Genomic DNA, 25,444 nt, shown 5'->3' with positions numbered 1-25,444 from the left:
GAAATATATCACTTTATATGTTATAGTGCAAATATATTAACTTATACGAGCAGGTGAAAAAATGCGTACTCTCTATCATCCAAATCGAGAAGAAATTCAATTTTCTTCTATTTTATATGCACTTAGTGATCAAATTCGTTTACAAATTGTAACTATGCTACTAGAGAAAAAGGAACAATCTTGTGGTGCGTTAAATATTCCAATTGCGAAATCAACTTTATCTCACCATTTCAAAGTTTTACGTGAATCTGGTGTTATGTATACACGCCTTGAAGGCACACAACGTTTCATTTCAATTCGTGAAGATGACTTAAATGCTAGATTCCCCGGTTTATTAGATGTCATAATACATGCAACAGAACCATACTAAAACAACATCTCATAGGAATATGAGATGTTGTTTAGTTTTTTCTATTTTTTTAATACTGTGAAGCTTTATTCATTGAGGCTTTTGTTCTTCACTATAACTACCAAATCCCTTCCTAAATTAAAGTTTGAATAAAACGTTTGAACGCTGATATCCCTTCTTCATCTCGTTTAAAAACACCAGCATCTTCAAGCGCCTGAATAAATTTCTGTCCCAATTCTTCTCTGATAATCTCCTGTATATTTTGTTCATTCATCCTATTTTCATATTTGGTTTTTAATTGTTCTGCCCATTGTATATGAGGTGCTGGAATATTATTTGGAATATTAAGTAAGAATTTCCCCACTTCCTGAAGTTCTGTTTTTAAACGAGCAGGAAGTACAGCTAGCCCCATTACTTCAATCAGACCGATATTTTCCTTTTTAATATGTTGTATTTCCGCATGCGGGTGGAAAATACCCAGTGGATGTTCCTCACTTGTATAATTGTTCCGTAAAACTAGATCCAATTCGTACATATTATTCCGGTAACGAGCAATAGGAGTAATCGTATTATGCGGAACATCATTCGTAAATGCAAATATATTAACAGAAGGATCACTATATCCCTTCCAACTCTCTAATATGTACTCCCCTGCATTTACTATTTGTTCTATGTCGTTACTTCTTAAGCGAATAACTGACATAGGCCATTTAATAATCGAACATTGCATTTTTGGAAAGTTAGTTAGTTCAAAAATTAGGTCGTTCGATGCATTTGCCATAGCAAATTCATAGTTTCCACCTTGATAGTGGTCATGTGTTAAAATAGACCCTCCTACAATTGGCAAATCTGCATTGGAACCAAGGAAATAATGCGGGAATTTTTCTACAAATTTTAATAAACGTAAAAATGTTTGACGATCAATTTTCATTTCCCGGTGGTCTGAGGACAATACAATACAGTGTTCATTGAAGTATATATACGGAGAATACTGTAGAAACCAGCTTTCATCTGTAATGTTCATTCGAATCATACGATGATTCGAGCGTGCAGGATGTCCAATTCTGCCCCTATATCCTTCATTCTCTATACAGAGTAAACATTTTGGATAATTTGTATTTTCCAATACTCTTTCTTTAGCAATTTGTTTAGGGTCTTTTTCTGGTTTTGATAAATTAATTGTTATATCAATGGCACCGTATTCCGTATTTACTTTATAATTTATATTTTTGGCAATTTGCTTCATTTGGATATAGTTGCTGTTTTTACTTAATTCATAGAAGTAATCTGTCGCAGCCTTCGGATTTTGTTCGTATTTTTCATAAAATAGAGTATTGATAACGGACGGTTTGGACATAAAAACATCCATAATTACACTTGCTAAAATCTCCTTCTCATCCAGTACTTCCTCAATGACTTTATGCATACAAGCATATTCTATTAACTCTTCCAACAGCTCCGAAATTGCTTTCTTTGCAGGCCCAGGAGCTGGTGCTTCCACTACAAAGTCATCTAAACGAAGTAAGGCAAGGATTTTATTCCTTGTATATATTGCATCTTCTTGTTCAATTAATTGAATTTTGATAGCACGATCAATTAACTGCTGGATAGCTTGATATATCATCATCATTTACCTCCTCTAGTCTCATAGCGTTTTAGGTTGTTACGATGCAAGTTCTATGTACCTTTTATCATTTTATGAACGGACGTATGGGATAACCACCATTCGAATATACGTTTTGCTTTCTCCGAAGAAGCTATTAGCATACTAGAATCGCCCGTTTAGCAAGCTATTTTGTTACATTATACGTACGTAAAAACACTTCTACAATCAACATCTTGTCGTATTTTTTAGACATGTTGCTTTTCATTTTTACTATCTCACTAAAAACATACAAAAGAACATTTTTCAAAAGCAGTTTCCGATGATTTAATGAATACAATGAGACCTATCTCCTTCGAGATAGGCCTCTAATTTACGATATTACACTAGCTATAAAACTACATTTTCCTTAAAATTCAGATTCTTTATCTCTGTGACGCTCCACCTGAAGTCACCTTTTCAATACGTAAATTATCTAAAATAAACGTACCTGCTCCGGTATCTCCATTTAAATTCGTTCCATAACTGAAAATTCCAACGTAAGTTTGACCGTTCTCAGAACCTGTCACAGTAAACTCTGCTGTTTTTGTGTCAGTAGATGCAGTAAGAGTGTTATTCACACTCAATCCCTTTGCACTCGCAATGTCTCGAACATCAATTTCTTGATCCCCTGAAATAAAGCGGAATGCATTTGCTGTTGTTTGGTAGTCAAATGATACTTTATAAGTTACGCCTGGTTCGAAACGATAATTTTGAGGAATAGTACGGTACAGCAAACCTTTATTTCCGGTGTTCACTTTAACGGACCAATTCCCACCTAATACATCATCGACTAATTTTTTACCTGCCCATCCTTTTTGCGTATATGGAGCATGCAATTCAGACAAATGAATTCTGTTGTCTTCTACACCTTCTGTATTACCAATAACAAACGGATAAATACCTTGTACTACCGATTCAAAATCTTGTTTAAATTCCGTCGGTGAGACATTATTTTTTAAAGACTTTTGAACGATTCGAATGTCATCAAATTTTGTGTTCCCTTTCCCAGAATCACGGCTTAGAGTTAATTTAGCCCTATTAGATACAGCTGTAAAGCTCACTTGCATGATTTGCATTTTGCTGTTGTATCCATCATTTGTGGCATGTGAATCTGCCTTAACATAGTTCTTTTGCAGGCTGCGAAGTGTGTAATTGCTAGCATCTTCTTTCCCACCTGTTACTGTAATTCCGGCCTTTACATCACTATTGTTTTCAACATATACCTCTGCTACGTAATTTTTACCTGATTCCAAACCAGTAAGGACACGGGAAACAGTTGTATCTTTTGATGGACTATCAATGTTTAAGTAGTAATCTCCACTACTTACATTACGGTTGTTTCCAGTTTGATTCGTTCTGATGACGCTTACTGCTTTATTATCACCCTCAATAGTTGTATATGCGCTTACTTTTCCTGTATTGAATCCCCCATCATATATATGAGCATCCTTGCCCCAATTGTAGTCAAAGATTTCCAAACCCTTATCTCTTTTTGGTACGACAACATAAGGAGTTGCGGCACTTGCTGTCAAAGTTATCTTATTATTTACGACCTTTACTTCTTTCACATCTGTTCTACCTTGATCTGTCAATTTGTATACATAAACAGTAGTGGCATTTTTATATTCATCTGGAAGTGTCCAAGTCGTTGTACCACCTTCCAAATTCCAGTGATATAATTTTTCTGAATCAGCAGTTGGATTTTTAAAGTCTTGTTTCACCCAAGGAATTAAATACGCATGGCCATCAAGTATAACATTTCCATTTAGCTTAATAACACGTTCTCTAGCATTGTCTTTTCTAGTTACATCGACAACATCCCCATTGCTTGGGTCCTTCAATTTTATTTCCTTTTCTAAGTTCGTCTTGCTCTTATCCCCTTCTACATTTGTCCAGTTCGTTATATAATATTTTTGTAGGAATTTAGTAGGTAAATTCGTATCAAATGTCATACGAATAAAGTTATCGAAATTCTTATCAGATTGCCATCCTTCGAAACCAGCTAATTCAAATCCACCAAGTAATGGATGGTCAGCAGTTCCACCTACTTCAGGCCAATTCAACACCCAAGAATCTCTTTGGTGATTACTAATAAAACGCAGTACTTCTGAGTTAATCCCTTTACTTTCCGGTCCACCGTAGTTTTTATCAGTAGCCCAATGTTGCCACGTTGAGTAATTGGCCATAGAACCACCAAATTCCGTTGTTAATCTCCAACCTCTATCTTTAAATTGATCTGCTATTCTATTTGATTCCCATTGATTTTGATACCATACATCTAAATAAATAAAGTCAAGATCAGGAACAGTCGTTTTCAATTCATCTAGTCTCTTCGCACGCGATCCAGAATACAAATCTTTTAATTTATTAATTGTATAAGATTGATCTAACCATCCCCATCCTAATGAACTTGGACGATCAATAAAATCATTATTGAAAGCTTTCGCTTCTGGATAAGTTTCTTGAGCATTTATATGGACACCGAATTGGGTATTATACTTATGTCCCTCTTTAATAAGCGTATTTAAATCTTTAACGCCTCCCATACGTTCGCCCACATCACCATAATCTGGATGACCACTATCATGCCCTTCGTTTGCATATCCTTTTAATATGACCGCTTGCCCCAATTCATCTGTAGCAAGAGCAACCTTTTTCACATTATCGGATGTTTTTAAGAATGGTTGTTGCGCTTGTGAGCCGAAATTCATTGCAATACGCATTCCAACATTATTGTTTACATCTTGGTATCCTTTAATGTCTTGCATAATATCACGGTATGCAATCGCCGCATCTTGCCAGTCTGCCTTATTATCATTATTCAAATCTTTAGCAATAGCTATTTTAATAGTTGGTTTATCTTTTTGTGGTTCTGGCATAAAATCTCTTTGATAATAAAGTGCACTAGAACCGATTCCCATTGCTTTAGCACCATTTTTATTTACATATCGATTTGCAACTAAATTTTTATAGCCGTCCACTTCTGAACTAGACCATACACCTGCGCTCAATTCGTCAGCTGACAAGAATGCTGTATAATTTTTAGTAGATGTACCTATTTCTCCCATAGAAGAATCTACGCTTACATCTACATCACCTGTTTTCCTAACATCTGTACTAATATTCGTTAATTTAGCTTTTGCACCTTTTTGTTCCGAATTTACCGATATAAAGTTCATATCAGCAAACTCAACCGTCTCGATTTTGGCACTACCATTATTCTTAATTTCATCGAAGCTATAAACAACCTTATTATCATTCACCTTTACAGATACCTTAAATACCGCATCAAGGTTTTTCATTTCATCTACAACTTTTAATGTATATAGTGCTTCACTATCGTTTAACTTTTCAAATTTTACTTTAGGATAGTATAGTCCACCATTTACTTTCAATCCGTAAACAGGAGCTTCCTGTCCGCTCATTACTTTATCGCCCACTTTGTATTTCACAATCCGCGGGAATACTTGGTCAATTGTGACGTCCATATACTTTGACTTTATTATATTTTCTACTGGTTGAGTATCTGGAGGCTTTGGTGCACTATATTCCTTTATTTTGACATTTGAAATCGTAATATCGGCAGCACCTCGGCTTTTTTCAAATCCTAGTAAGCCAGCTTGATCTACACCACCTGTTAAAGTCCAAGAATCTACCTTTTTATCATCAATGTATAACGTCGCAACATCGTCCATGAATACTAAACGTAAATGGTATGTTTGTTTTGCTTTTAACGGCACGTTTGAAGTCATCGACGTCCAATTGTTTATAGGGCCAAAAGTTTCTCCAAAATACTGATCGTTCGTATCCCCTGTTCCTACATATGTGTATGTAGATGAATTTTGAACACGATAGATAAATCCAAAACGATTCATCTTATCAGTATTAGTAGTAACATCCGCTTCAAAAACACCATTTTTAATCGCCTTCATTTGGTTGTAGACAATTCGATTCTTTTGGGTAGATGTAACACCGAAAGTGGCTGAACCATCTTCATTATAGGTAACTTTTCCGTCACCTGAGATAATTTTCAAATCACCTTCTTCCAATTTATTATCCGTAATGTCGACAAGTTTTTCATTTCCTGGATCTGTGCCTCCATCCCCAGGCGCCTTTCCTAATTCAATGAGTACTTGACTATTTTTATCTCCATAAGCCCCAAGTTTAATCGCTTCCTTACCTGTAAGAAGGTTATTTACATCATTAGATAAGGTAACCGGTCCAAATAAATCTTTTCCATCTAACGTAATATTCAAAGTGGTTTTATTATAATCAATTTTAATAGAGTGCGAAGTTCCAGCCTCTGGAAGTGGAACATTAGGTCTAGTTTTTAGCCATTCACCTTTCCCTTGATATTTGTATTCGTAGAACCATCCAAGTGAGTCGTAGCCTACAAAAACGAAATTATTATTGTCAATATAATGAGGATAGAAACCGAATCTAGTATCTTGTCCCTTTGTTTCTGGAATAAAACTATATTCCATCGTTCCTGATTCTTTAGCGACTTTATTCTGCTCTTGAAAAACTGCAGCTTTAGCCCCATTATCGTTGCCAGCACCTGCTCCAAGCCTTGCATATGACTTACCATTTTGTTCTATTAATGCATTGATTTCGTTTCCAACAGATGAAATTGTAACCCATGGATTAGACGTATTTGCCCCTACATGCCGCGGCACAATCATGCTTGCTAAAAGTGTTGGCACAATCAACATACATGCAAGAAGGGTATTAAAAACTCTCTTGAAATGCTTATTTTCCAATTCTTTTCCTCCCTTGAATTTAAAATTTTGGTTAAAGACGATACCTGCACATTAATTTTTAAATAAACAAAAACCTGAAAGGCACCGCTTTCACTTATGTTTAGAATAGTTTTTTTAAAGTGCCTACACAATAAAGATATTGTTTCTTTTTTTAGGTATATTGTCTTTTTAAAAACGCTTACAATACAAAGATATTGTTAGCTTTTTCAAGTGTATTTTTTGGCAAAACCCCACTAAAATTCAATTAGTTTGATTGTACATGGCTATTAGTACTTACCATTTTCTTTATATATAAAGGGTCCCCATATACCTTTACCCGAAGCTATAGTTACTACTGCCCTTGCTGTTCTCGATTTTCATTCTAGGGTTTTCACCATGTTGGACACACTAAAAAAAGAGCAGACGAATGTCTGCTCTTAATTTGTCATTCCGTTTAAAAATTGATTCTGATGCAATTATCACTTAAAGCTAGAAAGAAATAAAGGACATATAGAAGGAAAGATATCGTACTAACTTTGAAGATCCGCTGTTTGTTTTACTTTAGCAAACCATGAGTTGGCTGTCTCTTTCAACACGAGATTTAGTTCTTCAGCGTTCCTTTTACCAGTATCTTTTAACCAATCACGACCTGCTTGTTCACCGCTTATAGCAAAAGGTGCCACACCGTCCTTCCAGGTTGCCCGACCACATAACACTCCGTTAAAGGTAGAACCGGATTCTTTAGCAAATTTCAATGTTTCTTGGAATAATTTAGCACTTACACCTGCACTTAAGAAGATAAACGGCAGCTCAGTTACTTCACTTTGTTCTTTGAAAAAAGAAGCAGCTTCTTCTTTTCTGTAAACGAATTCACCTGTCGTATACCCTTCCACAAAATTCATATCCACCGGAACCTCTACTTTTAAAACATCTACTTGGTATTGAGATTTCGAGAACTCCTTCATAGCCTCAATCACTTTATGTGGTTTTATTTTTGCGTACTCTTTACTTTTCGCATCATCATTTTCAGCATCATAAGTAACAATCTCCAAGAAAAATGGAATATCTTCAGCAGCACACTCAGATCCGATACGTTCCATATAGACATGTTTATAGTTATTAATTTTTTCATCTTCATCGAAATCATAGTAGAGTAAGAATTTAATAGCATCGGCACCTGCTGCCTTTAATCGTTTCACTGACCATTCCGATAATAAATCTGGTAACCGTCCTACTTCTGACGCATCGTATCCGGTTTTTTCATACGCTACTATTAAGCCTGATTCTTTATGTCGGACCTTTGCCGCTGGCAGTCCGTATTCCGGGTCCAAAAGAATTGCTGTTGCAAATGGTGTTAATTCCTCAGAAACCAATTCTTTGAAACGGATAATGCCCTCATCTCCAACATGACTTGCACCGCCAGACGCAATCATTTTTTTCAATGAACCGCGTTGATCAATAGCCAATGCTCCAATTATGCCATTTTCAGCAGATAAACGTTTTAGAGCTTCCAATTTATTCTTGGTTAGTTCTAACATCAACATTCTCCTCTACTAATCTATTTTTTCAATTTTAATGAGATCAAAGTATTGTTTAAACTTATTTATATTAATATAACCAGTACCAACTTCCATCGTATTTAATATTCCTGTAGTCATCGCCGTTTTAAGAACAGTCTCAACCGTTTGATTTTGATATAATGCCACAGCTAGCCCTGCAACTGTCGCATCACCAGATCCAACCGGATTGACCACTTCTATTTTTGGAACCGTAACTTGGTAATAGTCCTCACCATTCCTGACAAAGGCACCTTCACTACCCAATGACACGATAATCCACTCAATTCCAGTAAATAGTTCATGGTTTAATGCTTGCTTCAAATCTATGATTCCCATTTCCATGTTAATGCCCAACAACTGAGATAATTCTGCTTTATTTGGTTTGATGGCAAATGGTTTTTCTTTATGCACCAAGGCGTTTTTCAAAGATTTCCCTGATGAATCTATAATCACTGGAATTCCATTGTTATTACAGATTTCTAACATTTGATAATAAAAGTTAGTCGGTAACCCTTTCGGCAAACTACCTGAAATTGTCACAAGTGAAGCTGTTGTAAGCAAACATTCAAATTTTTCTAAAAAAGTTATCCCTTCTTCATTGGATAATGTCGGCCCTGATTCTAAAATCTCTGTTTGCATCCCTTCATGAAGAATGGCAATACAATTTCTTGATTCTTTTTTAATTTTTAAAAAGTCATTTGGAATATTGTTTTTATTTAATTCTTGAATAATGTATTCGCCAATCGTACCACCAATCACACCTGTCGCTAGAACAGCTTCTTCCATTTGAGCAATCACTCGCGCCACATTCAATCCCTTTCCACCAGCAGTTTTGTGAACTGTTTCCACACGGTTAACAACATCTAACTTTAATTCATGAGTCGAATAGGAAATATCGACAGATGGATTCATGGTGACAGATAAAATCATTTGAAATCCCTCTTTCAGAAAAATATTTAAGCTTGAAAACGGCACACACCATCAAGATAGGTAGCTGCTAAATCCATCGCTGGCGTCAGTACTATAAAGTCAGCAGCATACCCCTCAGCGATTTTCCCACATTCGCCATCTAGTTGAATACTTTTAGCTGGTGCAGTACTCGCCATGTAAATTGCTTGCTCGGGCGCGGCAATTCCCCAATCGACGACATTTTTGACAGCATCTTTTAATTGCAAAATGCTACCTGCTAAACTTCCGCTTTCCAAACAAGCCATCCCACCTTTTACTTTCACAGGAAATTCTCCAAGTTGATACGTTCCTTCAGTCATACCTCCGGCCATCATACAATCGGATACCATTACAACCTCTTCTCTGCCACGGACATTCATTAAAATATTTAAAGCAACAGGATGAACATGATGTCCATCACATATGATTTCGGTAAAAACATCTTTTAAATTCATGGCTGCTCCAACCATCCCTGGCTCACGATGGTGCAGCGGACTCATACCATTGAAAGTATGAACAAAAACGGATGCGCCTTTTTCACTAGCTTGCTTGGCTTCTTCATAAGTTGCATCACTATGGGCCAATGCTACTATAATCTCTTCTCCTACAGCATATTCAATGAATTCCGCTGCTCCTTTTCTTTCAGGTGCAATCGCAATTTTTTTAATAGAATCATTTGATAATTTCTGCCAACCTTTCAACATATCAACTGATGGGTCACAAAAATATTTCGTGTTTTGTGCTCCTTTATGCTTTTCAGTAAAAAACGGCCCTTCTAAAAAGATCCCTTTAATTTTTGCGCCCTGTACTTTCTTGTAATTGGCACCAATCATTTCAACGACATTATTCAACGATTCTATTGAGGATGTTAAAGTTGTCGGTAAAAAGGATGTAACGCCGCAAGAAAGGAGTCCTACCGATATTTGATTTAGTCCTTCAAAATTATTGTCCATAACGTCGTGATTTCTAAAACCATGAATATGTGTATCCACTAGACCAGGAGCAATCCAATATCCTGCATAATCAATGATTTCTTCCACTTCTTCTGGCCTGTTCTCTAAAAAGATACCGAATTTTCCATCTTTTATCTCCAAAAAACCAGGACCTACGACCTTCCCCTCAAGAAAAAACTTATCTGCAAAGATAAAAATAGACATGTATGTTTCCCCTACCCTAGTTACTCATATTCGTAGATAGTAACACCTTTAACGACACGGTTCACCGTTCCTGTCGGTGAAGGTGTATCTGGTGTATTACCTACTTTCACGGAGGCTAACAGTGATATTGTTTGCCCAATCATAACAAAAGGTAATGCTAAGTAAGCATCTGGTACAGACTGTGCCTCGCTACCAAATACAAACCTATTCCCAGCGTAATTCGTTTCTCCATTAACCTCGATGGCACATATATAGCTGGCAATGTTGTCTTGTTGCATTTCGTTTAACATATCTAAATCATATTGACGTGTATACGGATTGTTAGAAACAAACACAAAAACTAATGATTTTTCGTTTACAAATGATTTTGGACCGTGCCGGAATCCTAGTGGTGAATCAAAAGCGGTGACAATTTTTCCAGCTGTCAGTTCTAATATTTTTAATTGTGATTCTTTCGCTAAACCTTCTAAACTACCAGAACCTAAGTAAATAATTCGGTCAAAATGCAAATCTACTATCTTTTGGATAGCGTCTTCTCTTTGAATGACACTTTCACCCATTTGATAAATTTCTTTCACTATCTTTGATTTTTCTTCAGTCGATATAGAATCAAAAACAAGTAATGCCGTTAACGCCATGCAAGTATAACTCCCTGTCATTGCAAAACCATGGTCATTTGATTTTTCGGGCATCAATAGCAATAAGTTTTTGTCATTATTCACAGCCTGTTTAGCTAATTTTCCATCTTTCGCACAAGTAATTGTTATTTGATACAAATCGCTTACTATTTGCTCAGCTAATTGTACGGAAGCGACACTTTCTGGGCTGTTCCCGCTTCTAGCAAATGAAACGAGTAAGGTTGGAAAATCCTTTTTGAAAAATTGGTAAGGATTTGAAACTAACGTAGTTGTCGGGATACTTAGTACTTCCCACTGTTGTTCATCTACTTTTTCTATTACATAAGGTGTGACTGTATCACCGACATAAGCAGACGTTCCAGCGCCTGTAAAAATAACTCGAACCCGATTATGTTTCGTTACTATTTTTTGCAAAAACGCAGCAATTCTCTCGCTCTTCTCCATATACAAAGCAAAGGTTTCAATCCATAAATCAGGCTGCCGTCTTATTTCCGCCGTTGTTATCGATGCGCCTAACGAAACTAATTTTTCTTGACTTAATGTAAACATATTCGTCACTCCTCTACCTATTTGCCATCATTCTCTCCATAAAAGAAAAGAAGACCAGCACCGCCTCATTACATACCTTCAAATACTCGTAATCCCGCACCAACAACTCCATTATTTTGTGCCAATGTACTGATGCTCATCTGCTCCAAAAGATGTTGTTGCTCAGGAAGCTGAAAACTCTTTAGCTTCACTTTGATCAACTCCAGTAGAAATGGATTTTTCACAATGACACTGCCACCAAAAACCATTCTATGTGGATCTAATAAACAGGAAATCTTATAAAGACCTTGAGCTAAATAATCAGTTACCTCATTGATAATGGACTGATATTCTGGTACCCCATTTATATAACTAGCAAAAACATCTTTTGTTGAAATCGTACCTACCTGTAAATCTCTTTCGGCTATTCTCTGGATCCCTGGCCCAGCAGCGATTTTTTCTAATCGTTCATTGATCCCCTTCGATAGAACAGGGATCAAACCTAGTTCTCCAGCAAATCCTGCTCCCCTAAAAAATGAGCCTTTATGAATGATAGAACAAGATATTCCCGTACTTATAGTCACGTAGACAAAGGTTTCATTTCCTTTTACATGTGCTGCTTTCCATTCGGCAAAAGCCGCCATATAGACATCATTGTCAATCGTAATCCGCTGGATTCCAAATTGCTCCTGCAAACGGACTGAAATAGGAAACTGGCTCCACGGTAAATTGTTTTGAAAAACGGCAATTCCATTCTCACAATCCACTTTTCCCGGTACTCCAACGCCAATACCCTCAATATCAGAGATGGAAACTGATAATTTTCTGAGAACTTGTTCCACAGCTTCTACAACTCTACCAAACATTTTTTCCCGGTCTAAAGGATCACTTTTTACTTCCGTACGTTCGAGCAGTTCGCCTGTATCTGAAACAACTCCCGCTGCAATCTTCGTTCCTCCAATATCAATACCGACTGCCTTTTTCATTTGTCTGCACCCCTAAGTTTGTATTTGATGCACTGAGTAGTTTTCTATGTTCATTATCGTTGAACATAGACCTGCGATTTCGTAATCAATCCACTTACCCTAATTGATTTATACGTATTTCCGATTGTAATTATAAAGCAGCCCTAAGAGACCAGCTAATCCAATTAACATCATACCCAGTTCAAATTTACCAGCTGTCTTTTGGTAGACGATAATGAAAGATAGGCATACGAGAAACACAACAATTTTAATAACGAATACGATATTAGCCTTCATTTGAAAAATCCTCCCACCTGATTTCACTAGGTGCCAACGTCACTTCTATTCTGTTTCCTTGTCCATCGTAGACAAACGTCATTTGTTCGACCATCGAATTGTTAACAATCGCCATTTTTCGGATGGATGGATATGCATGAACTTCACAATAAATGTTGCTCGCATGATACTTTTGAAATTCTTCTTCTTTATGGGCAGCATAGTATAACGCACGCATCAGCAGACGTGTATTTTCTTCGCTGTATGGAAGCCCTGCTATATAGACAGCTCTGCCTTCTCCAAACGGATGAGCAGAAAGATGAACTTCTCCATTTGAATATTCGATTATTTCGGTTTCTTCTGATAACGCATAAATATTTTTCATTCCTTCACCAAAATTAAATTGGGTGCTGTCAGCAGAAATAAAATGATTTTCAACAGGATTAATAAAATATTTATCTGTTGATAAGCTGAATCCGAGTTCCTTGTCAACGCCTAAGACATTTGCCAATTGAAAATAATGTCCTTCATGCTGATAAGCTGTAGGTTCCCCAATACCTATGAATCCTCCGCCATTATACATCCAAGCTCTGATTGTAGTGACTAACTTTTCATTAATCCAATTAGCCCCCCCTGAAAAAGCTGTGCCCACATCTCCGGCATTAATGATTACATCAATATCCTCTGGTATCCCATCATTCATGACATCATCAAAACTAATGAACGAAACCTCCACGGCAGCCCCACTCAAGGACTCTAAAACGCCTAAATAAGAATAAATTTGTTTATACCATAGTGCATGAGCAACCATATGTGTTTGCCAAGTTCTCAACTTGCCCCAAGAATTCAAAATCGCAACTTTAAGACCGCTATATGGTTTCACACCTTTGATTGTGTCATGAATTTCACGAAATTCCTCAGTAACTTTTTCAATATAGGAGATGAATTCTGGAAATTGATACGCTAGACTTAAATACCCCCCATATCCGATACGATCAACAGGATTACGCAGTATAGCTCTACGCGCCGTTAGCCAATTTTCATTCGCTTCAATCGTCGGGTTGTTACCTTCGTAAAAAGTATCTGGAAAGAAATAAGGTAAGAACCGCCCTTCCGTATATCGAACATGTGGTATATCTGCAATCATACGCAATGTGGCTCCACCGCCCACACTGCCTACAACTGCATCCAATCCGATATTTTTAAAGTATTTTCCATATGGTTCTGTACCAATCCAGTTATCACCAAGGAACATCATTGCTTCTTTTCCACTTTCATGGACAATATCCACAAGTTTCTTTGCTTCTTCAGCAACGAACTTATGAACAAAATCTATATAATCTAAAAAAGCTGGGGTTGGAATTCGAAACGAAGTATTATAATAACCTTGATCAACAATATCCTCTGGTCTTAAGCGATAGCCTTTTTCTTTTTGAAAAGCATCCAAAGCAGCAACTGAAACACTAGCACCATATCCGAACCAATCGACAAACTTCTCTTTGCCAAGATTATTGAATACAAGGGTAAAATGATAGAAAAACGTTGTAAACCTGACCACATCTGTATCCGGATTTTCTGTCAGCCATTGTTTTAAATAGGTTTTCATAAATTCATTAGAATGTGGCTGCCTGACATCAAAAGGAATATCATGTGGCTTATCTCCCCAATTATTAGTAATATGATTGTACATTTGGGTTGGATCCCAAATCGCATAGACTAGGAATGAAACCGTATATTCATGCCAAGGAATCGCCTTCGTAATCAAAACACGATTTTGATCTTCGTTTACTTCCCAATCATTAACGTCAACAACTTCTCCTGTTGTCCGATCAATAACCTCCCAGTATTTTTTTGGACTGTGAACGTAATCCGGTTTTAATTGTTCCTCAAAGTAGCCTTTCATAAAATCAATTTCGAGGGTGTCAGTAATCGCAGTATTGAACAAGCTCATTAAATAAAGTTGCTGGCATTCATCCATATGCTTCTCTGCGAACTCATTGTGAGCTCGAGCAACAAAATAGGTCGTATAAATTTTCGCATCCAATTGTTTAATATCATTATCTAGTTTTGTTCCATCACTATCGCGAATCGCATCTGCACCCCATCGTTCCATTAATTCTTTCGTTTCCTTAAGAAAATTTTCTTCACTCGGTAAAGTAACTCGGCCTGTTTTCCTTTTCATGTAAATCCTCCTCTAATCCTTTAAACCACCAAGGGTCATTCCTTGTGTTAATTTTTTTTGAACAATGATATATAAAATCAAAGTTGGCAGCATGACAAGAACCATTCCTGCATACATTTGACCATAGTTTGCAGCAGATTTTTGAGCTGCCATCAAGTTCATTAACCCAACAGGTAACGTCTTATTCGGCCCTGGAATTAATGTTAAAGCTATAATGTATTCGTTCCAAAAGGCAAGAAAATTAAATAAAATGACGGCAATAATACTTGGACGAGCTATCGGAATCATAACTGAAATCATTGTTTTGAAATATCCGGCACCATCGACCAACGCCGCTTCCTCATACGTAGATGGAAGCGATTGAAAAAAACTAGACAGCAAGTAAATCGTGAATGGTAACGCCGTCGCCGCATATACCACAGCTAAAATAAATAAATTGTCTAATAGCAATCCATCACCTAGTTGGCCTCGTAAAAAGTTATCTCCGTCCAATAACATCAAGAAAATTGGCACAACAATGTAGTTCACATTGATGAATAATCCAGCTTTAAAAAAAGTATTTATCAATTTACTTCCTCTAAAGGTATATCTTGCCAACACATAAGCTGCTGGTAAAGCCACAATCAATAAAATAAGAAGGGCCAACGCAGTTACCATGACTGAATTCAACATATAGGTACCCATGTTTGCCTTTTGGAAAGCATCGATAAAGTTTTGAAAATAGAAACTTTTCGGCATGGCCCAAGGGCTTCCATAAAACTCCGAATTTTGCTTCACTGAGGCTAAGAAAACCCATGCAACAGGAATAACAATTGAAATTGCTAACGTAATAAGTGCTACGTAGATAAAGCAGCGATACATTGCTTCTGTAGTCATTCCTTTTTGTGTTTTCATTGTTTTTGGGGCTGGATAAGCTGATTCTACAGTCACTTCTTTTTGTGTTTCTATCGTTTTTGGATCTCGATAAGCTGTTTCTGTAGTCATTCTTTTTTGTGTTTCCATCGTTTTTGGACCTCCTTAATACTCCAACACTTCCCTTTTAGTAACACCACTGATAATTGCAGATAATGCGAATGAGAATAAGAAAATGACCACCCCAATAGCCATACCGTAACCGTAAGAAGAATTCGTGTAAGCCTGCTTATACATGTAGCTTAAAAACACTTCCGTCGATCCATCAGGTCCGCCGCCAGTCATTGCTTGAACGAGAAGAAAACTTAAATTAATCGTACTAATAACGAAGAAAGTTAACGTCGTCCGAATGTTGTTCCAAATTAACGGTAAAGTAATACTAAAAAATTGTCTGAACCGTCCAGCACCTTCCAAAGCAGATGCTTCATAAAAACTTTCCGGGATACTTGCCATTGCCGCCATATACATGACCATATAGTAGCCAATTGCTTGCCAAATGAGCGCCCCGCCAATGCTGTAAATGGCAATTTTCTGATTTCCGAGCCACATCTTTTGTAGGTGTTCCAGGTTAAATAAAGCAAGTAAATTATTTAACAACCCTGTAGTTGGGTCATAAACTGCAGAGAATATTCCCGCGATAACTACAACCGATAAAATATTAGGGATATAAAAAATAATTCGAAAGAAGCTTTTTCCTTTTATTTTTTCTCTTGTTAACAAAGTGGCAAACAAGATCGCCATCACCATCGTGATGAGTGTGACGATAACAATCAAAACTATACTGTTTTGGAGAGACCGAAAGAAGTTCATATCATTCCATAAAATCTTGAAGTTTTCGAGCCCAACAAATACCTTATTATTAGAAAATCCTCCCCACTTATATAAGGACATCCTGAATACCTCAATCGTAGGAACAATCATAAAAATGGCTAACAGGATTAGTGCTGGTGCAGTACAAACAAAAATAAAAATTCTTTTTTCTGTCGTCTTATTCATGCCATCACCTCAATTAATAAGTACAACGGTGAGACTAGGCGACTCACCATTGTACATAGTGAAAACGAATTTATTTTAATGCAGACCGTAATTGGTCACTCACTTTTTCAACAGAGCTTTGCCAATCTTTCACCTTTTTATCACCAGAAACAACACTGTCAATCGTTCTAAATAATGTATCTGGCATACTTACACCTTCAACAGCTTTCGTTGCAGCAAATCCACCTATTCCCACTTTCACTCCATTATCATAGATACTATAGAATGATTTATTTTCACCTGTCAGTTTATTAGAAAGTCCTTTAATAGGCTGGATCGCACTCGACTCAGCAAAAATTTCAGCTGCCTTATCCGAATAAACAAACGTCATGAAGTCTTTAGCAAGTTGTTTATTTTTAGCTGCCGATGGAATCCACATTTGTTCAAAGAAAGTAAATGCATAACGGTCGCTATTAGCATCAAGTGTTGGTAAAGCCATCATGCCCCATTCAAACCCTTTAGATCGAGGAGCTTCTTTCATTTCACCAACTACCCACGTACCATTTGGCATAAACAAAGCTTTGTTATCGAGAATCAACTGTTGATTTTTCTTGTAGTCTTTATCATTTGCATTCGCAACAGTAGTTGGCTCTGTATATTTTCCTAATTTTCCGATAATTTCAAAAGATTTTGTTGCTTCAGAAGTTTCCCAAACACCATCTGTATATTTCATAGCTTTATTAAATAACTCAGGCCCGCCCACCCCTAGTAGTAAAGAATAGAAGAATGTATCAAAGTAGCCTGTAGTAGGATAAGTAAATAATGAAATCCCTTCTGCTTTCGCTTTATCTCCTAAAGCCCACATTTCGTCCCAAGTCTTCGGCACTTCCCAACCTTTTTCTTTTAATAAACTAGCATTATAAAATAATCCAGTTGGACTATAGAACATCGGTGCCATATAAATTTTACCGTCATTATAAGGATTAGTTGCAGGTGTACCAGTAAGCCCTGGTACTAACTTATCTTTGACTTTAACATCTTCACCATAAACATTTTTATCAAAAACATCAGTAATGTCTTCTAATGCTTTATCTTTAATCAAAGTTTCTGTTAGCGCCTGTTTTCTCCCAGTTGCCAACAACACAACATCCGGATACTTTCCTGCTTTCATATTTGATCCTATGACATCCTCAAGATTTTTGTCCACTGTCAATTTAACATCAACTTTAGGATTAGCAGCTTCATATGCGTCAATCACTTTGTTCCACATCTCTTTACCATAAGCTGATTCAAGTGTTGCCACATGAAGGGTTTGTTTTTCACTGGAGCCTTTACCATCCTTAGCGTTATCAACTTTTGTAGTATTACTTTGGCAAGCTATTAAACTAAAAGATAACAAAGCTGTCATTCCAGACAACAATAACTTTTTTTTCATCTTTATCTTACCCCCATCTCCTAATCTTCCTTTCATAATTAAAGAATACAAAATAGATAACGCTTTCACAATAAACATCTTGTTCTGTTTTTTAGATATCTTGCTTTTTACTGAATATCCCACTAAAATCTTTATAAAATAGATAAAAATTCTAAGAAGGAGGGATTCATTTGTCCAATGAAGTATATGAGATTCCACAATTTCAACGAAACCATCTTCCAGTAAAACTTCTTTATATTACAAAATCAAAATACGATAAAGATTGGCATAGTACCATTCATGCTCATCACTTTACAGAGCTATTGTATATTACTAAGGGCAAAGGCACTTTTATCTTTTACAAAGAAGAAATCCCTGTTCAAGAACACAATTTGATTATCGTCAATCCAAATATCGAGCACACGGAAAAGTCTGATACAAATCATCCACTCGAATATATTGCACTTGGTATTCAAGGCCTGTCCTTTTCATCCATAGAAAATCCCAGTCCTGTCACTATTCATAACTATAAACAGGATCAAAAAAACTTCCTCTTCTACCTTCAGCAATTGGTCGAAGAAGTGGAAAACCATCAAGAAGATTATGATTTGATTATACAAAATATTCTGGAAATTTTATTACTTAAGATGATGCGAAAAAAATCTTTTAATGTAGAGAAAACATCTACTCAAAAAATTAATAAAGATATTGAATTTATTAAAAACTATATTAAGCAGCATTTTCACGAAAATATCAGCCTAGATACATTAGCAAGCATTAGTCATATTAATAAATATTATCTATCCCATTCCTTTAGAAAATTCGTCGGTGTGTCGCCTATTGAATATTTAATTCAAACTCGTATTAGAGAAAGTAAAATTTTGTTAGAAACTACTAACTATTCGATTTCTAATATTTCAACCATTACCGGTTTTTCTTCACAATCATTCTTTGCACAATCATTTAAACGAGAAACGAATCTATCTCCTTCACAATACAGAAACGCTATAAATTCTAGCAAAAACAAACTAGATTCTAGTGCAAAAATTTAAAGATAAATGCAATGAATCTATACTTCTTTAATATATTGTTACTACTATTTTGGAAAGAGAGTGTTCCTATGATTCAACAATTAAAAACATATTATGGTGAGGATATAAAAATCAATGCAGCTGTGTTGTCAGAAGATTATAGCTGGTTTTTAGTTGAAGGAAATAAAGTCGGGATTCGAAAAATTCGATTACATCAAAAGGAACATCAATTGCTTTCATCCATCTTAACACCCATTCATGCTGATACATTTTATAAAACGGAAAAAGAAAAATCATGGTACGAAGCATTATACAGAAATAACAATATCCCTATACGATCAGTTCGTTTTTTACACTTCTTCACAACACAATCTATTGTAGAAAGAGAAGAATTTCAAGATGCTTTACAGTCTATGTTTTCTTTTACTACTACAATGTTATGGGAAACTTCGCAAGCCGGTGTCCTCATCTTAGAAGAAAACATAACGGAATCTGTATTGCAAACAGCCTTAGATACACTAGAAACAGATTTTTTTATATCCCTATCCTTCTTTGTTGGAAGACGTTATTCGCAAACAACTGAATTTACTTACCTGTATCAATGGGAACGAACATTATTTTCTGTTCTTTCTCCCTATTTATCAAAAAAAATTACATACATTGAACAACTTCTCCCTTATCAATTAATGATTTCATTACCAAAAGAAGAAAGAAAAAAATACACGAATCAATTATTAGAAAATATTTCAAACGATAAAGAACTAATAGATAGCGTTAAAGTATTCTTCCAGTGTAACTTAAATGTCTCTCTTGCAGCTAAACAATTATATTTACATCGTAATACTTTGCAGTATCGAATTGATAAATTCATTGAAAAAACAGGGATTAATATAAAAACCTTTGAAGGTGCAGTAGCAGTTTATATGGCGTTTCTTTCTTTAGATATCTCGTGAAAGACGATACAATATTCATTTCTCTTATATCATCATCGTTTTATAGTCTCTTGTGTGACTGGGAAACTCTATAAACTTATTTTTCTACGAGAAAAGAATACTTTCTTCCTATATCTATAGATGAACTTAAGTTCTACAGGAGCTTTCTCGTATCTTAAATGTGTAAACTTGCATAAAAGCTCCTCATTCTTTTGTGCACAATGCCAATTTACTTACGCCTTTAATAATCTTATAATTCTATCAATTACAAAAAGGAGTGGATATTTATGGCCGAACTTGTATTAGATCATATTTTTAAAGTTTATGATAATAAAATCACTGCCGTTTCTGACTTTAATTTACATATTAAAGATAAAGAGTTTATTGTATTTGTCGGTCCTTCTGGGTGCGGAAAATCAACAACTCTACGTATGATTGCAGGGCTAGAAGACATTTCTGATGGTTCGTTTTATATTGATGGGGATCGTATGAATGATGTCGCTCCAAAAGATCGCAACATTGCGATGGTATTTCAAAATTACGCACTCTATCCGCATATGACTGTGTATGATAATATGGCGTTTGGCTTAAAGCTACGCAAACTTCCAAAAGATGAAATTAATCGCCGGGTAACGGAGGCGGCAAAAATCTTAGGGCTAGAAGATTACTTACAACGAAAACCAAAGGCATTATCAGGTGGACAACGCCAACGGGTTGCACTAGGAAGAGCTATAGTCCGGGATGCAAAAGTATTTTTAATGGACGAGCCTCTATCGAATTTAGACGCAAAATTACGCGTAAGTATGCGTTCAGAAATTTCTAAACTTCACCGCCGTTTAAATACGACCACTATATATGTGACACATGATCAAACAGAGGCAATGACAATGGCATCACGCCTTGTTGTTATGAAGGATGGGCTCATCCAGCAAGTTGGAACTCCAAAAGAAGTATATGATACTCCTGAGAACATATTTGTTGGCGGATTCATTGGTTCTCCAGCTATGAATTTCTTTACCGGGACATTACAAGATAGCTATTTTCACATGGAAAATATACGCTTCAAAGTACCAGATGGTCAACTAAAAACATTAAAGCAAAAAGGGTATAATGGAAAAAAAATCATACTCGGTATTCGTCCCGAAGACATTCATGATGAACCTATCGTTCTGCAATCTACTCCTGAATCCACAGTCGAGATTACAGTAGAAGTTGCTGAATTATTAGGTGCTGAAACGATGATTCATGGAAAACTTTCAAACCAAAACTTTATTGCGCGAATTAACGCTCGTTCCGAGATTAAAACTAACGATACACTTCCATTAGCTTTTAGTTTAGCGAAAGCACACTTTTTTGATATCACTACCGAGCAAAGAATACGAAATAATTAACGAATGTCTAAAAAAATCCCGATAGAATTGTCCCGTAAGTAACTCAATCTTTCCATTTTATTGTATGCATAACTTCTACTTCGAAAAAATAGATGTAGCTACGACAAACATTTCTTGAAAAAGAATTCAAGACTAGATTCCACTATATATGCGACAGAACCATACTAAAAAACATCTCATATGAATATGAAATGTTTTTTAGTATTTTCTATTCTTTTAATAAATCTAATAAACCATTCCCTTCAGATGTACGTTCATATCCTAAAGGTACAGTTCTTTTAATAAGTTGTGCATATATTTCTGGTTCTGATAACTTTCTACCATATTCCCTTTCACACTGCTTTATGAGCAATGCCAGTGCTCCAGCGACATGCGGTGTGGCCATAGAAGTTCCACTTAATACCGCATATTTCCCTTCAGGATACGTAGATAATATTTCATCGCCTGGCGCCACTAAATCAATTTCTTGATTTGAATTACTAAAACATGCGATTTTCCGCTCTAAATTGACGGCACCCACTTCAATTACTTCTGAGTATGCACCTGGGAAATCTAGTTCCTCCGTATTATCATTACAATCTCCATTATTTCCAGCAGCACATACGACGAGAACATCCTGCTTTACTGCATTTTGAATTGCTTCATGTAATTCTGGAACATCTTGTGGGCCACCAAGTGACATGGAAATGACTCTAACTCTTTCTTTATTAGGCCCTCTCCAATTTACAGCATAATGTATCGCCTCAATAATTTGCTCATAACTTCCAGAACCATCTCCTGCTAAAACCTTTAACACTAACATTTTAGCAAGTGGTGCGACTCCTAAAACACCGACACCATTTTCAGTCGCTGCAATTGTCCCAGCTACATGAGTACCGTGTCCGTTATTATCAAGATATATATTTGGATCTCCTTCGTAATCTTTCGTGAAATTTCTTCCACCGATAATACGATCCTTTAAATCTATATGATTCATATCACACCCTGTATCTAATACGGCAACAACAATATCTTTTCCTTTTGCACTCTTCTCCCATACTTGTGGAGCATGAATGAGTTGTACACCTGGCGGAATTTCATTTACTTGTTCAACCACCTTATCTACTGTAAAAGGAATCAATTGTATACCTTTTTGTTTATTCGCTGTACTACTATTCATTGTAATCCCTCCTGAAAATATATTATTTTCATTTCAGACCACTTTTGAAAACACTTACATTTAACATTCGTTTTATGTGTTTCGTTTTCCTTCCTTAAAAATGTTTCTCAATAAGGCTTACGAAATTTATACTACTCTTTTATTTATCTCGTAATTTGTAGACATCAAAAATCCGATTGGTACAACCAATAACCAAAATAAAAGGACCACTAAATTGGTCCTTTTACTGTCTTTCAAGAATGATATGAAATTTTTAAAATAATATAAATTAAGACTAAGCCTCACTCTTGTTTAAAAACTTCTCTATTTCTTTTATTAAATATTTCGCTCCATCTATACTAACAGTAATGTTTCCATTTGCTAATGATATGTTTTGATTTGAAACATCACCTGTTATTTGACAAGCATTGTAAGGTTGATATTTTTGTAAAATGACTTTGTCTTCTTCTACGAAAATTTCAAGCGGTGATTTAATTTGTATTCCCAATACATCACGTAATTCTTTAGGAATTACAATTCGTCCTAATTCGTCTACTTTTCGAATAACTCCTGTTGCTTTCATATTACTTCCTCCCTTACTATTTATTAATTTTTTCACCTCGCTTTTTCCATTTTATCACTTTTTGGTAATACCTGCCTCTTTTTAGAAAATTTTGTACTCAAGTTAAAAAAACACATTTAACGAATACGTAATCTCTCTTTCAATTGTTTTAAATAACGAGATCGAATCAGTAAGAAGTATACAACTTGAATTCCTATGAAAATACTTAATACAATCGCATTTTCTTTAAATAGTGAGTACTCAAACATCTGTCCGAGTGCAGTTAACGCTACTGCTCCGTGTAATGTTGCAACACATATTGGAACAAAGAATAAAAGTCCCAATCGGATTGTAACTACTTTCGATAATTCTCCGCTCGTTAAGCCTACTTTTCGAATCATTTCAAACAAACGAGTATCATCCTCCAAGTCAGAAAACAAACGGAAATAAAGGAAGCTTCCTGCACATACGAAAAATACAATACCGATAAAGAAACCTACAAATAGAATTGGTCCTGCAATTTGTAAACTTTGGTTTTGTTCGTACTCTTCTGCACTAAACGTTGCATGTTCTTCATAAGGCTTCATCTGATGCGTTAGTTCTTTACCAACCTCAATTTCATCTTTCGTTCCCTCTGTTTTGTATACATAATTTTTTTCCTCTTTAAATCCATCTTGTAATGCATCATACTGCTTGTTAGAGATTACATAAACGTTACCTCTTATTATTTTACTTAATGAAGACGTATTAATTTTTTTCACTTTTAAAGGTTCATTCAAATGTGGCAACGTAATTTCTTTTCTTTCTTTCATCGGTGGTCCTGGTATATCAACTGCCAAAAATAAAACTTCTTTTTTTGATACCGCATGAAAGGGTTCTCCTGTTAACTTCGCATATTCCTTATAGTCTGATTCCTTTATAAACGCGGCGCTTCTTAACGACTGCTCCTCCGTTTTCTTCGTTGAAATATTAGTTTTTGAAGCTGCTATACTATGTTTCTTTAACCCTTCGTCAATCATCTTCAAATGCTGTGATTCATTACTATTTCCTTGCTTAGAATGATAGTGAAACGCAATTGGTCTCTCCATAATCGCCTTTGTCATTGATGTAAAGCCAACTAATGTACCTATTGCTGAAAATGCTACAGTTGAAATGATGGTTACAATAAAGAACATTCTTGCGTTATCTCTCATACGGTAAGCTAAATCTGACAACGTAATAATATTTGTCTGTGTCCAATAGAAACGTTTACTTTTTTTACATAGTCTAATAATAAAGACACTCAACTGCTTATACAGCAAATACGTACCAATAATGACTACCGTTGTAACAGGAATCATCATGATAAATACCATTGCACCGTGTGACATAAGTGCTCCTGCATATCCCGCACTAAGCAATATAACTGCTAATATAGAAGAAATAATGGATGCTTTCGGTTCCGGCTTCGCTTCTGCCGATCCTCTAAACAATTTCATAATTTTATTTTTTCGAATCATTCCTGCACTAAACAATGAAATGATCATAAATAATACAAAAAACATAATACTCGTTACAACAATGGCTTTCATTGGAATGTAATAAGGTAAGGAAATATCTAACTTTAATATCATGGGAGCTACAAATAGTAATACTCCAGAAAATAACATTCCTGCTAGAATTCCAAAAATAATTGCTCCTATCCCAATCATAATATTTTCAAAAAAGATAAGACGCTTTAATTGATATTTCGTCATACCTAACATCATTAAAATTCCTAGTTCACGCTTTCTCGTTTTTAAAAACATTCCCATCGAATATAAAATAAAGAAAAATGTAAATAAGTAAATAATGGACTGTGCAAAAGACATACTTACGAACACATATCGTCCCAATTCTCCAGCACTTAATGCCGGATGAAACGCAAAAAACGAATAAACAAAAAAGGCCATAATAGCAAATGCACTACTTAAAAAAATATGCTGAATATGTTCGTCTATTTCGCGTCACATTCCGATATGCGAGTTCTCTAATATTCATATTACTTCTCCGCCCTTCTACTAACTATGTTCTTATATTAGTAAAGTACGGAAATCCCTTCCATCGATTCAAATGACAAAAACC

At 35.8% G+C, this 25,444-nt stretch carries 18 protein-coding genes and 1 pseudogene; 4 read left to right on the top strand and 15 right to left on the bottom strand.

From position 1 onward, the window contains the following. The first annotated feature begins 61 nt into the window (after positions 1–61). Entirely contained in the window at positions 62–370 is a 309-nt protein-coding gene (locus NLJ82_RS09940; RefSeq protein ID WP_001259892.1) for an ArsR/SmtB family transcription factor, read from the top strand. A 112-nt stretch (positions 371–482) separates the two neighbouring features. Here NLJ82_RS09940 and galT read toward each other — a convergent pair whose 3' ends face one another. The 12 genes from galT to NLJ82_RS09880 all read right to left on the bottom strand — a co-directional run bounded on the left by galT (position 483) and on the right by NLJ82_RS09880 (position 18,308). Then, positions 483–1,973, bottom strand: a complete 1,491-nt coding sequence (gene galT, locus NLJ82_RS09935) for a UDP-glucose--hexose-1-phosphate uridylyltransferase (RefSeq protein ID WP_002081352.1) — start codon at positions 1,971–1,973, stop codon at positions 483–485. Positions 1,974–2,377: 404 nt separating this feature from the next. Then, a complete protein-coding gene (locus NLJ82_RS09930) occupies positions 2,378–6,754 on the bottom strand; it encodes an endo-alpha-N-acetylgalactosaminidase family protein (RefSeq protein WP_000428204.1) in 4,377 nt (1,458 codons plus the stop codon). 509 nt (positions 6,755–7,263) lie between these two features. After that, a complete protein-coding gene (gene lacD, locus NLJ82_RS09925) occupies positions 7,264–8,271 on the bottom strand; it encodes a tagatose-bisphosphate aldolase (protein ID WP_000891851.1) in 1,008 nt (335 codons plus the stop codon). A gap of 15 nt (positions 8,272–8,286) precedes the next feature. Then, on the bottom strand, positions 8,287–9,222 hold the full coding sequence (locus tag NLJ82_RS09920) for a hexose kinase (protein WP_000603957.1): 936 nt from the start codon (positions 9,220–9,222) through the stop codon (positions 8,287–8,289). Between the two features lie 26 nt (positions 9,223–9,248). Then, positions 9,249–10,397: an N-acetylglucosamine-6-phosphate deacetylase gene (gene nagA, locus NLJ82_RS09915; RefSeq protein ID WP_000021538.1), complete on the bottom strand. Its 1,149-nt coding sequence runs from the start codon at positions 10,395–10,397 to the stop codon at positions 9,249–9,251. Between the two features lie 20 nt (positions 10,398–10,417). Next, positions 10,418–11,584 carry an SIS domain-containing protein gene (locus NLJ82_RS09910; RefSeq protein WP_000494693.1) on the bottom strand — a complete coding sequence of 389 codons (1,167 nt, stop codon included), beginning with the start codon at positions 11,582–11,584 and terminating at the stop codon, positions 10,418–10,420. 68 nt (positions 11,585–11,652) lie between these two features. Further along, positions 11,653–12,549: an ROK family protein gene (locus tag NLJ82_RS09905; RefSeq protein ID WP_000710427.1), complete on the bottom strand. Its 897-nt coding sequence runs from the start codon at positions 12,547–12,549 to the stop codon at positions 11,653–11,655. A 108-nt stretch (positions 12,550–12,657) separates the two neighbouring features. Continuing rightward, positions 12,658–12,825, bottom strand: coding sequence for a DUF6903 family protein (locus tag NLJ82_RS09900; protein WP_000646587.1), 168 nt, complete (start codon positions 12,823–12,825; stop codon positions 12,658–12,660). Continuing rightward, positions 12,815–14,986, bottom strand: coding sequence for a 1,3-beta-galactosyl-N-acetylhexosamine phosphorylase (gnpA, locus tag NLJ82_RS09895; RefSeq protein ID WP_000824199.1), 2,172 nt, complete (start codon positions 14,984–14,986; stop codon positions 12,815–12,817). The genes NLJ82_RS09900 and gnpA overlap by 11 nt, the downstream gene beginning before the upstream one ends. A gap of 12 nt (positions 14,987–14,998) precedes the next feature. Further along, positions 14,999–15,988: a carbohydrate ABC transporter permease gene (locus tag NLJ82_RS09890; protein WP_000449885.1), complete on the bottom strand. Its 990-nt coding sequence runs from the start codon at positions 15,986–15,988 to the stop codon at positions 14,999–15,001. A 15-nt stretch (positions 15,989–16,003) separates the two neighbouring features. After that, entirely contained in the window at positions 16,004–16,894 is an 891-nt protein-coding gene (locus NLJ82_RS09885) for a carbohydrate ABC transporter permease (RefSeq protein WP_001044589.1), read from the bottom strand. A 70-nt stretch (positions 16,895–16,964) separates the two neighbouring features. Beyond that, entirely contained in the window at positions 16,965–18,308 is a 1,344-nt protein-coding gene (locus NLJ82_RS09880; protein WP_025991674.1) for a carbohydrate ABC transporter substrate-binding protein, read from the bottom strand. A 170-nt stretch (positions 18,309–18,478) separates the two neighbouring features. Here NLJ82_RS09880 and NLJ82_RS09875 point away from each other — a divergent pair, with 170 nt between their 5' ends. From NLJ82_RS09875 to NLJ82_RS09865, 3 genes are all read left to right on the top strand, one after another. Continuing rightward, complete coding sequence (locus NLJ82_RS09875) at positions 18,479–19,339, top strand: AraC family transcriptional regulator (RefSeq protein WP_000064378.1); 861 nt, start codon at positions 18,479–18,481, stop codon at positions 19,337–19,339. A 68-nt stretch (positions 19,340–19,407) separates the two neighbouring features. After that, the gene (locus NLJ82_RS09870) at positions 19,408–20,271 is read left to right on the top strand and encodes a PucR family transcriptional regulator (RefSeq protein ID WP_000615937.1); all 864 of its coding nucleotides are present in this window, start codon (positions 19,408–19,410) and stop codon (positions 20,269–20,271) included. Between the two features lie 266 nt (positions 20,272–20,537). Continuing rightward, a complete protein-coding gene (locus NLJ82_RS09865; protein ID WP_000829434.1) occupies positions 20,538–21,641 on the top strand; it encodes an ABC transporter ATP-binding protein in 1,104 nt (367 codons plus the stop codon). A 208-nt stretch (positions 21,642–21,849) separates the two neighbouring features. On the opposite strand, the gene NLJ82_RS09860 is transcribed toward NLJ82_RS09865, so the two are convergent. From NLJ82_RS09860 to NLJ82_RS09850, 3 genes and pseudogenes are all read right to left on the bottom strand, one after another. Then, positions 21,850–22,800: a serine protease gene (locus NLJ82_RS09860; RefSeq protein ID WP_001089036.1), complete on the bottom strand. Its 951-nt coding sequence runs from the start codon at positions 22,798–22,800 to the stop codon at positions 21,850–21,852. A gap of 274 nt (positions 22,801–23,074) precedes the next feature. After that, positions 23,075–23,362, bottom strand: coding sequence for an AbrB/MazE/SpoVT family DNA-binding domain-containing protein (locus NLJ82_RS09855; protein WP_000648330.1), 288 nt, complete (start codon positions 23,360–23,362; stop codon positions 23,075–23,077). Positions 23,363–23,478: 116 nt separating this feature from the next. Further along, positions 23,479–25,360, bottom strand: a pseudogene (locus tag NLJ82_RS09850) (FtsX-like permease family protein). Positions 25,361–25,444 lie beyond the last annotated feature (84 nt).

It is taken from the genome of Bacillus paranthracis (assembly GCF_024296885.1).
Classification (GTDB): domain Bacteria; phylum Bacillota; class Bacilli; order Bacillales; family Bacillaceae_G; genus Bacillus_A; species Bacillus_A paranthracis.
This window is presented reverse-complemented; position numbering and strand designations above follow the sequence as displayed.